The 12,377-nt window shown below is 57.6% G+C and carries 7 protein-coding genes and 1 pseudogene; 3 read left to right on the forward strand and 5 right to left on the reverse strand.

Features of this window, described 5'->3' with window-relative positions; translation table 11 throughout:
* Positions 1 to 5 precede the first annotated feature (5 nt).
* The gene (locus tag BMX55_RS09065) at positions 6 to 3,488 is read left to right on the forward strand and encodes an MASE3 domain-containing protein (RefSeq protein WP_091456259.1); all 3,483 of its coding nucleotides are present in this window, start codon (positions 6 to 8) and stop codon (positions 3,486 to 3,488) included.
* Entirely contained in the window at positions 3,472 to 4,593 is a 1,122-nt protein-coding gene (locus BMX55_RS09070) for a response regulator (protein ID WP_091456262.1), read from the forward strand. The genes BMX55_RS09065 and BMX55_RS09070 overlap by 17 nt, the downstream gene beginning before the upstream one ends.
* Before the next feature lie 16 nt (positions 4,594 to 4,609).
* Here BMX55_RS09070 and BMX55_RS09075 read toward each other — a convergent pair whose 3' ends face one another.
* Genes BMX55_RS09075 through BMX55_RS09095 form a run of 5 tightly spaced genes read right to left on the reverse strand, consistent with a single transcriptional unit; the run spans position 4,610 to position 11,304 of the window.
* Entirely contained in the window at positions 4,610 to 5,815 is a 1,206-nt protein-coding gene (locus tag BMX55_RS09075; RefSeq protein ID WP_091456266.1) for an HDOD domain-containing protein, read from the reverse strand.
* 15 nt (positions 5,816 to 5,830) lie between these two features.
* Complete coding sequence (flgL, locus tag BMX55_RS09080; protein ID WP_091456268.1) at positions 5,831 to 7,228, reverse strand: flagellar hook-associated protein FlgL; 1,398 nt, start codon at positions 7,226 to 7,228, stop codon at positions 5,831 to 5,833.
* Positions 7,229 to 7,252: 24 nt separating this feature from the next.
* A complete protein-coding gene (gene flgK / locus BMX55_RS09085; protein ID WP_091456272.1) occupies positions 7,253 to 9,277 on the reverse strand; it encodes a flagellar hook-associated protein FlgK in 2,025 nt (674 codons plus the stop codon).
* 19 nt (positions 9,278 to 9,296) lie between these two features.
* Positions 9,297 to 10,223, reverse strand: a complete 927-nt coding sequence (flgJ, locus tag BMX55_RS09090; protein WP_091456275.1) for a flagellar assembly peptidoglycan hydrolase FlgJ — start codon at positions 10,221 to 10,223, stop codon at positions 9,297 to 9,299.
* 1 nt (position 10,224) lies between these two features.
* Positions 10,225 to 11,304, reverse strand: a complete 1,080-nt coding sequence (locus BMX55_RS09095; protein ID WP_245751350.1) for a flagellar basal body P-ring protein FlgI — start codon at positions 11,302 to 11,304, stop codon at positions 10,225 to 10,227.
* A gap of 317 nt (positions 11,305 to 11,621) precedes the next feature.
* On the opposite strand from BMX55_RS09095, the pseudogene BMX55_RS16135 reads away from it, so the two are divergent.
* Positions 11,622 to 12,377, forward strand: a pseudogene (locus BMX55_RS16135) (heme utilization protein); the annotation flags it as partial.

Genomic DNA, 12,377 nt, shown 5'->3' on the forward strand with positions numbered 1-12,377 from the left:
TCTTAATGTCGCCTTCTGCACCCACTGCTGCCGCCCCATTGGGCGGCAGCAGTGCCCTCCAGCGCTTTCTGGCCTTCTTTCCCGCCCATTTCAATACCTCAGCATTGGGGGTAGCAGTTTTTATATTGCTGGTGTTTAGCGTTCACCTTAGCAGCCATTACAGTTATCTGCTTTTTCATGCAATAGCTGAGTTCTTTAGTATTTTTATCGCAGTAACATTATTTATTATCGCGATCAACTGTGCTGCATCTATCCGCAACCAATATATTTTATTTATTGGATTATCTTATATATTTATTGGCTCTATTGATTTTCTGCATACCCTTTCCTACAAGGGAATGCCCATTTTTACCGATTACGATTACTATGCCCCACAGTTTTGGATTGCCGCCCGTTACATGGAATCCATCAGTATGCTGGTGGCGATTGGTTTTTTAGGCACCCGACGCCAACTGCATATTCCACTCACTTTAGGAATATTTACAACAATTACCACCGCACTGGTGGCCTCTATCCTATATTTTAGGGTATTTCCGGTTTGTTTTGAGGCGGGCAAGGGCCTCACACCATTCAAGGTATTCAGCGAGTACGTGATTTGCGCCTTGCTGTTAGGTAGCATCTATTTTCTCTACCAGCGTCGACACCTGTTTCACACCAAGATATATCACTGTTTGCAATGGTCGCTAGTGCTGATGGTAGCCACAGAGCTTTGTTTTACGCTCTACGTCTCCGACACCATGAGCGATGCTTTCAACCAAATCGGTCATCTTTGCAAAATTGCCGCCTTTGCCCTCATTTACCGGGCTGTAGTTGTTACCGGGCTGCGCGACCCAGTCAACCTGTTGTTTCGTGAAATCAAGCACAGCGAGGCTGGCCTGATCGAAGCGCAAACCATTGCCAGCTTAGGACGCTGGTCTTGGACACTGGGCGATGGCGTTTGGGAATGGAGTGGGGTGGTGTTTCGCAGCTTTGGTATTGCCGAGAGCGGCCAGCAAACCCTGCACGAGGTGCTAGAAACGTTGCATCCACAAGACCGGGCATCGTTTTTAGAAGGGCTTGAGCAATGCCGCCAACAGGGGCTGCCTTTGATGCGCAAAGTACGGGTGCTCAATGGCGAGCGCTGCCTTTTCATCCAAGTACGCGGTGAGGGAATTCGCGGCAACAACGGTCAGATTGAACGCATTACGGGCACGGTGCAAGACATCACAGCACAAGAGCACCTGATGGAGGAGTTGCAGCAAGCCAAAACGGAGGCCGATCAGGCCAATGCAGCCAAAAGTGCTTTTTTAGCCAACATGAGTCACGAGATTCGTACACCCATGAATGCCATTCTGGGCCTAACCCACCTGATGCGCCGCGACGCCGTGCTGCCGCAGCAGTGTGATCGCTTAGACAAAGTCACCAATGCGGCCCAGCACCTGTTGAGCATCATCAACGATATTCTGGATTTTTCTAAGATTGAGGCGGGCAAACTCACGCTAGAAGTGGCCGATTTTTCTCTAGAGGCCGTTTTTCACAACCTGCATGAGCTCATTTGCGACAAGGCCGAGGCCAAAGGCATTGAAGTCATCAGCCGTATTGACCCCGCCCTACCCCAAGCCTTGCGTGGCGACCGAACGCGCCTGTCACAGGTGCTGCTCAACTTTGCCACCAATGCCGTCAAATTTACCGAATCGGGGGCCATCGCCTTGCGCGCCCGTTTGTTGCAGCAGCAAGGCGATACCGTCAAGATTCGCTTTGAAATCAGCGACACCGGCATTGGCCTGAGTGCAGAACAGCAGGCACGCCTGTTCCGGCCCTTTGAGCAAGCTGACCCATCCATCACACGCAAGTTTGGCGGCACCGGCTTGGGGCTGGCGATTAGCCAACGGCTGGCGGCGCTGATGGGCGGCCAAGTCGGGGTAGAAAGCACTTTGGGCATGGGCAGCACCTTCTGGCTAGAACTGTCTTTGCCCAAGGGTGACGCCTTGGCGCTGGGCGCGACGCCAACGCGCTCTCTAGACCGCGAGCTTGAAGTGTTGGTGGTCGATGATTTAGAAGAAGCGCGCGAAACTCTGGCCGACATGCTGCGCACACTGCGTTGCCACACCACGCTGGCCGATTCTGGCCCCCAAGCCCTAGAAATCATGGCCCAAGCCCAGCGCAACGGACGCCCGTTTGATTTGGTACTGCTGGATTGGAGAATGCCCGGTATGGACGGCATCGCTCTGGCCCGCGAGATTCAGGCGCGCTATACCCAGCCGCGCCCCAGTGTCATTTTGGTCACGGCTTATGGGCGTGAGTGCCCAGACACTGCATTCAAAGAGGCCGGTATTGCCGCAGCGCTGCCCAAACCAGTCACGCCATCGAGTTTGCTCGACACCATTGTCGGCTTGGTGACGGGCAAAGAAGTGTTGCACAGCAACGCCGCCAGCCCAACCCCACCAGCACCGAGCTTACAAGGCCACTACGTGTTGCTGGCAGAAGACAATCTGGTCAACCAAGAAGTGGCGCTGGAGTTGTTGCACAGCGTTGGTCTGCGCGTAGATGTGGCCGATGATGGCCAAATAGCCGTTGACTTGGCCCGCGACCATGCCTACGACCTGATTCTGATGGACATTCAGATGCCACGCATGGACGGCTTGGCCGCCACCGCTGCCATCCGCAAAATGCCGGGGCGGGCCACGGTGCCCATTTTGGCGATGACGGCCAATGCCTTTGCTGAAGACCGCGAAGCTTGCATTACCGCAGGCATGAACGACCACCTGAGCAAACCGGTAAACCCCGACACACTGTTTGCCACCTTGCAGCACTGGCTGACCACCGCAGCGGTGCAACCTGCTGCCGTAGCCTTGCCCGCCACCCCTATGCCAGAGCAGGGCCTAGAAGAACGCTTGGCCGCCATTCGCCAACTCGATACGGCGGCGGGCCTGAAAGTCGTGTGCGGCAAACTGCCCACCTACCGGCGCATTTTGGCCCTGTTTGCCGACAGCCATGCCGATGATGCTGCCCGCTTACAGACGCTGGTAGAACAAGGTGATTTAGCCCAAGCGGCACGCTTGGCCCATGCCCTCAAGGGGGCAGCAGCCAATATCGGTGCCCAAGGCATTCGGGCGCAGGCCTTAGCGCTAGAGCTGGCTGCCGAACGCGCTGATGTCACTCAAATACGCCCGGCGCTGGCCGCCCTGCTGCAAGAGTTGCCCGCGCTGGTGCGCGATGTGCGCGCCGCCGTAGCCCCCACAGCGCTGGCGGCCCCCATCCCGGCAGCAGCTCCGGTAGTTATGGTGCCATCTGCCCTGCCTGCACTCTTGGCCGCCGAGGTGCAGTCCCTGCACAATCTACTTACCCATGACGATCTACAGGCACGCCGCCTGTTTCATCAATTACAAGCTGCGCTGGCTGGCCATTGGCCGTCCACGGTGCTAGAGCCTTTGGCTGCGGCCATCGAACGCTTTGATTACGCCCAAGCCCTTGATCTGCTACGCCCCTACCATGCCCCAAGCCCATGAAACCGTTTTGCTGGTCGATGACCAGCCCGAAAACCTGAGTATCTTGGCCGATCTGCTAGAGCCCCATTACCGGGTCAAGGTGGCCGATTGTGGCGAGCGCGCCTTGCGTGCTGCCGTCTCTGAGCCACGGCCTGATCTGATTTTGCTGGACGTGATGATGCCCGACCTCGATGGCTATGCCGTGCTCTCGCGCCTGCATGCCAACGCCAGCACCAAAAACATTCCGGTGATTTTTGTCACGGCCCGCGACAGCGCCGAAGACGAGGAGCGCGGCCTAGAGTTGGGCGCGGTCGATTACATCGTCAAGCCCATTCGCCCCTTGGTGGTGTTGGCGCGGGTGCGTACCCATTTGGAAAACCGCCGCGCCCAGCATGTGCTGGCCGACCAAAACAAGTTTTTAGAAGCCGAGATCGCCCGCCGGATGCACGACAACGAAATCGTGCAAAACGCCAGCCTGTCTGCTTTGGCCATGCTGGCAGAAATGCGCGACACCGATACCGGCAACCACATTTACCGCACCCAAGGCTATGTCGAGGTGCTGGCCCGCGCCCTGACCCAGCGCCCCGAATACGCTGCACAATTACCCCCTGAGCAGTTGGTTCGGGTGGTTAAGGCAGCACCGCTGCACGATATTGGCAAGGTGGGCATTCCAGACCGTATTTTGCTCAAACCCGGCACCTTGACCGAAGAAGAGTTTGCCATCATGCGTACCCATTCGGCCATTGGCAGCGAGGCCATCACCCAAGCCATGACCAAGGTGCAGGCTGCCGACCATTCCAGCTACCGCAGTGACTCGCGGCCCTTGGCATTTTTGGATGTGGCGCGGCAAATTGCCCAATCGCACCACGAGCGTTGGGATGGCACCGGCTACCCAGAACGCAAGCACAGCACGGACATTCCACTGCCCGCGCGCATCATGGCGCTGGCCGATGTGTTTGATGCACTGACCACGCGCCGTGTTTATAAACCGGCCATGTCGATTGAAAAGGCCACCGACATCATTTGCCAAGGCCGGGGCACGCATTTCGACCCCACCATCGTCGATGTGTTTTTGCAGGAGCACGCACAATTCATCCGCATCGCCCACGAGTATGAAGACGCCTGAACGCAGCCTGCACTGCTCAATGGCGCGTGCGCGGCACTTCCAGTTCTGACAACATACGCAACAAGGCGCGGTTGACCTCTTCGGTAGGAAACTCGTTTTCTTCGCACAGTTGGCGAATGGCCGCAGCGTTGTCTGACTCCAGCAGCGCGGCCAATTGCAAACTGGGAGCATAAGGGCCAGTGCGCTGCACAATGGCATCGTAAATGCGCTCGGACAGCGGAATGCGGTTCAAAATATTACTGATCGGCTCGCGCAGCAACAAGTCCAATTGCGAGAACAACCCACACAGATACACCTCGCGGCGCAGTTCATTTTCTACGCCAGCATCCAGTAGGCGGGATGTCAGTTGCGCCCGCATCACCATCGACTGGTACACCGGCTGCAAGTCTTGTTCGGTGCTGGCATGGGGCAATTGGCTACCCAACCAGCGCTGAATCGAGCCATAACCCATCATCATCAACCCCCGGCGCAGCGAGTCAATGCCAGTACGCAGGCCCAGCGCTGCTGAGTTGGTGTAGTTCATGAAGCGGTAGGCCAAAATGGGGTCTTCGCTCAAGATGTCTTCAAAGGTCTCTAGCGATTGCTCGGCATCAATGGCACGCATCAGCTTGGCCAGCGTGGCGTGGGCAGGTTTAGCGTGGGTATTGCGCAGGCTGTAGAGCACATCTTCAGCGGGCCAACCGGCCATCGCTTGCGCGTTGCGCTGGTCTAGGCAGTGCTGCATCACCATACGGCTGGCAATACCCTCATACATTTGCCCAGCTAGCACGGGGCTATTGCCTGGCCCGGCGCGTAGCGCCGCCAATGCCACCTCAGGCGACACACTGAGCAAGCTGCTGGTAAAGCATTGCGCCACCTCTGCGGGTGGCAAGACACTCAGGTCGCCACGCCAGACCAAGCGCTGGCCGCGCGCGTGGGCGCTGCGCACCTGTTCCAAAATGTCCGGATTGAGCAGCCAGCGCCCCTGCACTTCTATCCAAGGGGCACCAGGGTTAGCATGGCGCAAAAATTCTTGCAACAAGCTGGGCTGTTGGGGCGAGAGCAACAGCGGCGGTGAGTTCTCTGACCAAATCTCGCGCAGCGTACGCAGCAAATGCGGCAGGTTCAGCGTAACTTCTTCATCAATGGCGTGTACATAAAGTTGCACGCCCATCAGCCGCCGGGTGCGGCCCCACAAAGGGCGGTATCCCAGCGTCAGGCTGCCCAGAACCGATTGCACCATGAGCGATTCAAACCTTTAGGCCATGTAATTGAACAGTGACATTTTTTGAACCATCGAGTACGACTTGAGCGCCGCTTCGTAGCCCGTTTGCTGATTCTGAAACTTGGAGATGCCATCGACCATGTCCAAGTCTTCTGCGCGTGAGCGATCTGCTTCGAGTTGGATGGAGCGCTTTTCTTGGTCTCCAGTAATGCGGTCAGCACGGTTGAGCAGTTCACCAGCATACCCACGCACAGTATGGATACGATCGAGCGCCTTGTCCAGATTGCCCAAAGCCTGCCCAGTGGCCTGAATAGCCGAATTGTTATCACCGCCCGCCATCAACTCTTTTACCACCGTATCAATCACGCTGAAGATACCGCTGCTCGGTTGTACGGTAAAGGTATCGCCATCGGCAGGGGCTAGGGTGATGGTGCCATCGACTGCCTTAGTGGGGGAAGCCGAAATCGTGAACTTAACGCCGGGGATAAATTTACCCACAGCGGCATCTTCGTTACCCACGCCAGCAGCAGCCTCGGCAGCCTTTTGTGAAATTTCGATGTTTAACGGTTGATCCACCGGAAAATCAGCCAAAGTGACTGGGTCAGATGCCTCGCCAGTGGTGGTGTTGGTCAGCGTGTACGTCGCAGTGAGGGTACCGGCAGTGGCACCGGGGCCAACAGCGCTGAACTGTATGGAATAACCGTCACCCGTCACAGCCCCTTGGTTAACCATTTCTATGGTGCTGGTGCCAATTTTGCGGTTGGGAGTGGTGGCGGGGGTGGTGGCGGCAGCGGCACCGGGCTTCCATTCGGTAGCGGTGCTGGCTTGGAAAGCCGCATGGTAGACACCATCACGCTGGGGCTTGAAGGTAAAGGCGGCATCGCCATCCAAGGTAACGGGGATGTTGGCACCACTGGCCGCCATCTGGCCTGCCAAGCCATCAAATTGATAATCCAAGCTCGACGATTGTGGCCCCAGCAGTGGCGACAATCCACTGCCCAGCGCCGAAAACAGCGGCTGTCCATTGGTGTCTTTGCGGCTAGAGACTTCAAACAGCTGGTCGCGCAGGCTCTTGATTTGGTTGGCCAAGGTTATCCGGTCTTTGGGGTTGTGGATGGCGTTGCCCGCATTGACCATCAGCTCACGGATTTCTTGACTCAGCGTAACGGCTTCGCCCAACGAAGACTCGGCTTGGGCAATCGAGTTGCGCTGCAAATCCAGCGCGCGCTGCTCCGTTTGGATGCGGCTGATGCGGGTCAGGGCGCGCTCAGCTTGCGCGGCAGACACCGGATCGTCACTGGGTTTCACCACCCGTTTGCCCGAAGTCAGGTTCTCTTGCAGATTATTCAGGTCGGTTTGGCGCTGATTGATGTTGCGCAGGGCACTGTCATACTGGTTGGCTGTGCCGAGGCGGGAAATGGATGTGCTCATGGCGGACTCCGTTCGGTGCGGTGTTTAACGGCCCACGGCCTGGATCAGGTTGTCAAAGATGTTCTGCGCTATCTGGATCATCTTGGCCGAGGCTTGGTAAGACTGCTGGAACTGGATCAACCGTGCAGCCTCTTCGTCCAAATTCACGCCCGACACCGCAGCGCGCTCGTTTTCCAGATTGGAGGCAATGGTGGAAGACAACTTGGCAGCAAAGGTAGCGCTTTGGGTGCGCGTGCCAATTTGCGCCATCGCTCCAGAAAAACCGTCGGTCAGCGTGCCACCGTCAAAAATTTTGGCGTCACGCAGATTCAAGAGCGCGCTGGCATTGCCTGCGTCGCGTTGGTAGATGTCGCCAAACTTGGGATCAGCCGCATTGCCCACCACCACGGTGTCACCCGTTTTGGGCACGCCGTTGAGGGTGATCTCCCAGCCATTCATCTTGACAGGCTGGCCTGGCGTGTAGGTGGCTGGGTCGCCCAACGCTTCGGCTGGCACCACGCCCCGGTTAAAGGCTTGATAAGTGATGGGAGAACCGGCGCTAAAGCGCAACTCGATACCACCGGGCACAGGCGGCGTGCTGGTGCTGTCAGAGTTGGGCGGCAGCACCAAGGCAGGGTTGCCCGTAGCTTTGAGGCTGACCAGTTGCAAGGAGCCATCGTTACCTGCCCCCATAGCGGCATTGATGGGGTTGGCCGCTGCCAAACTGCGTGGCGAGAACTGTGCCGCCTGCATTTGGCTGGCTGCATTTTGCAGCGGGTTAATCAGAAATTGATCGCCATCGGCAGCACCACCGGCATCACTGAACAAGGTGGTATCAGGGGCAGCCGCACCGTTAGTCAGGCGCAGCCCTTGGCCCAGCATCAGGGTATCGAGTTCGGTCATGTCAGCAAAGGAAAACACCTTGCCATCGGACTGCCGGGTGACGGTGCCGCTGCTGCCCGTGCTGAAGTTGAGCACATAGCTGGACGCTTGCAATTTGCTGGCATCGGCCACTTCCATACCCATCACTGCGCTGGAAGTGTTTCTGTTGCCCGGCACGGCCTGACCCAAATTAATGGAGGTAAACAAGTTCTCACCCAACTTGCCATCCAAATTCAGGCCTTGGCGGTTTTGCAGGTTGAGGGTTTCGCTGATGCCTACGGCCAAACGGCCCAGCAGGTTGCGCCCTTCGGCCAGATCAGTGTTCTGAAAGCGCATCAGCGCAGACACCTCACCACCACCGAGCACCGCCTCATTGAGTTCAATCTTGTCTGTGCTACCTGCTGGAGTGAACAGCAGTTTTTTCTGCGCACCATTGGTATTAAAGTTTTGTGGGTCGCCCACCGACAGCGTGGCTGCCCGGTTGCCCATCACCAGCGGCTGGCTGTTAGCCACAAACAATGTCACAGAGCCATCATCGGCCTCCACCTGCGAGGTCTGCACATACTGGTTGATGTCGCGGATGAGCTGGTCACGTTGGTCGAGCAGATCATTGGGCTGCTGTCCATTGCCTCTGGCCAAGGCAATCTGCTGGTTCACGTTGGCGACTTTGGTGGCCAAGTTGTTCACCACGTTGATACCGCCCTGCATCTGGTTTTCTACCGTAGCGGCGATTTCATCGGTGCGGCTGGAGGCATCGCGCAGGCGCTTGGCGGTCTCATCCATGCGCGTCAGTACCACGCCACGGGCGGTCAGGTCGGTGGGGGCATTGACCACATCTGAGAAGGCATTCATCATGTCATTGATGGCAGCGCCCAAGCCTGTAGCCCCTCCGGTAAATACGTCTTGCAGTTGCTTAAGGCGATCCATGCGCACGCCGTCGCCTGCCTGCACCGACGCGGCAGCACTGGCTTGGCGCGTCAGCAACTCGCTGTGGTTGCGCAAAATGCCCTGCACATCCACCCCGTTGCCGATATAACCATCGGTGGTGTACTGGCCGGGCACGGTGCCCAACGCCACCGTTTGGCGGGAATAGCCAGCGGTGTTGACGTTGGCAATGTTGTGGCCAGCGGTTTGGATGGCAGTCTGGTTGATTTGCAGGGCGCGAGCGCCGACGTTCAAGAGGCTCATGGTTTAACTCCTCAATACTTCAAGCTTGGTCGCGCTGCTGCGCACGCAGAGCACTTTGGATGGCACCGCTGAGCTTGCGGGCATAGGCGGGGTCGGTGGCATAGCCTGCTTTTTGCAGGGCGCTGGCGTAGGCCTCGGCAGAGCCGGTTTGGGTGCGCGCCTGCTCATAGCGTGGGCTGCTGTTGATGAGGCGGGCGTAATCGCGGAAAGAGTCTTCGTAAGAGTCGTAAGCGCGAAATTTGTCCACTACCTTGCGTGGCGTGCCGTCGATGTATTCGGTGGTAACGATTTCGGCTACCTTGCCCGTCCAGCCTTTACCTGCCTTGATGCCAAACAGGTTGTGCGAGTTGCTGCCATCACTACCGCGAATTTCGCTCTTGCCCCAGCCGGTTTCGTGGCCCGCCTGACCGAGCATGAAGCTGGCCGGAATGCCGCTTTCTTGCGCTACTCGTTGGGCAGCAGTCTCATGGAACTGGACAAAATCATCGCGCCCTTTAGGGGCAGGGCCCGCATTAGCTACTGCACTGGTGGCAGCATTCGGGCGCATGGCGGCGGCAGTTTGGCTGCTGCGTGCCAAACTCAGGGTAGAAGGCACTGCCAATGTGGCGCTGGCACCACCCATTTGCTGTGACAGTTGGCGCGTAATGGCTTCGGACAGGCCACCTGGCAAGCCCGACATACTGACTGACAATTGCTGATCGAGCAAATCGGTGCCCAGATCGGCTTGTGAGCTTTCGAGCAGGCCCGATTTCATCGTTGCCTCGCGCATGCTCTTAATCATCTCGCGCATAAACAGCGATTCAAACTGCTTTGCCGCCTCTTTGGTGGCTTCAGCGCTGTTTTGCCCGGCTTGGTATTTGAGTTGATTGAGTGAGCGGGCGTCAGCCGCCAAGCCATTGGTGCCTAGCGCTGCACCAGAAGACGGGGGGTTGAGTGCGAGTGCCATGTCAAATCACCTCCAGCTCGGCATTGAGGGCACCAGCGGCCTTAATTGCTTGCAAAATGGCCAGCAAGTCCTGCGGCGTAGCACCCAGTTGGTTCAAAGAGCGGACCACATCGGCCAATTGCGCTGAGGGCGGCATTTGGATCAGTGCGCCGGGCTCTTGGGTAATCTTGATGTCGGTCTTTTCTGTGACTACGGTCTGGCCCTGCGACAGCGGGTTGGGCTGGCTCACCTGTGGCGTCGAGCTGATGGTGATGGACAGGTTGCCGTGGGCAATCGCGCAAGGCCCCAGCGTGACGGCTTGGTTGAGCACCACCGAGCCAGTACGAGCATTAATTACCACCTTGGCCGATGGGCTGCCGTTGTCAATCGCTAGTTCTTCTAGATCGGCAATAAAGTTGACGCGGCTACCGGGGTCGGTGGGGGCTTGTACTTGCACAGTGCGACCATCGAGCGCTGTGGCTCGGCCTGCGCCCATACGGTTGTTAATGGCTTGAACCACCTTGCGCGCTGTTTGGAAATCAGAACTATTGAGCCCTAAAGTAATAGAGCCGCCTTCGTGCAGCGGCGTGGGCACGGCACGCTCTACCTGCGCCCCTTGGGGGATGCGCCCGGCGCTCAGGTGGTTCACTTGCACTTTGCTGCCGCCTTGCGCCGCACCCGCACCAGCAATCACCAGATTTCCTTGGGCCAAGGCATAAATCTCGCCATCAGCACCGCGCAAAGGGGTCACAATCAGTGTGCCGCCCTTGAGCGATTTGGCGTTGCCCATCGACGAAACACTGACGTCAATCATTTGGCCAGGCTGGGCAAAAGCGGGCAATTGCGCCGTTACCACTACCGCCGCGACGTTTTTGAGTTGCAACTGCCCAGCCGCATTGGCCGGTAGGCTGATACCCATTTGTTGCAGGTAGTTCTGCATCGCTTGGGTGGTGTAGGGCATTTGCGTGGTTTGGTCGCCGGTGCCATCCAAACCCACCACCAAACCATAGCCAGTCAGTTGGTTGCTGCGCACGCCTTGCACCGCTGCCACTTCCTTGATGCGCAGCGCTTGGACAGGCAATGCAGTACACAAAGCCAGCATCAACACGCACAGCCAGCGCGGGGCCGCTAGGCGTGAGGACAGAGGGGGAGTGGTGACAGCGTTCATGCCGTCCATTGTGGAAGCGGCACCCCGGCGCAGAATGGCCGAAAAGCGGGGGCTTGACCGGCTAATTTTCGAGGTTGAATCTGCTGGGAGCAGGCATGCGGGGCAACAGTTTTTCCCAATTCCCTAGTAGATCCGTTTTGTTTCTGAGGTATAAAGCAAAAAATATCTTTTGATTAAATCGATTTGCGCCAAGGCAACTCTGCTGCTGGCCCAAACTGCGCAAAGCTTCTGTTCTTGGAAGGGGACTCTTCATGTCTTTTGTCACGGCTCTTACATCGCAACAAATCGCTGATCTGAATAGCAGTGATATTCAGAGTCTCTCTACTGCACAGATCAGGGAACTCAGCACCGCCCAAGTTCCCCACCTGACCTCAGCTGCGATTGCTGCCATGTCTACCGGGCAAATCACTGCATTGGACTTGGTTGACTTTGCGGTATTGACTTCTGTCCAGACTCCTGGAATCACCACCAGTCAATTGAAAGTGTTGAGTAGCAGCCAGATACAGGCACTAAGTACAAACGCTGTTCCTGGGCTGACCACAAGACAAATTGTGGGCTTTAGCACAGCACAGGTTAATGCCCTCACTTCCGCTCAGGTGGCTGCACTGGATACGGCAACTGTTGTAGGGTTAAGCACCGCCCAACTGCAAGCGCTCAGCAGCGCCCAAGTGCCCGGCCTAGGCACCGAAGACATCGCCGCCCTCAGCAGCGTACAGATTGGCGCGCTGCGCACCGCCAGCATAGCCGGGCTGAGCACTGACCAAATCGCCGCCCTGAGCAGCACCAACGTCAAAGGCTTGAGCAGCGCACAACTGCTGGCACTGAGCAGCAGCCAAATCGCCGCCCTAGAGACCGACGACTTTGCCCAACTGAGCTCAGCGCAACTGGGCGCACTGAGCAGCAAGCAAGGCGCCGGGCTGACCACCGCGCAGCTAGCGAGCTTGGACAGCGCCGAGCTGAGCAAACTGAGCACCGCCGCCGTACAAGGGCTCAGCACCGCCGCCATC

The sequence above is a fragment of the Giesbergeria anulus genome (assembly GCF_900111115.1).
In the GTDB taxonomy this organism is placed as follows: Bacteria; Pseudomonadota; Gammaproteobacteria; order Burkholderiales; family Burkholderiaceae_C; genus Simplicispira; species Simplicispira anulus.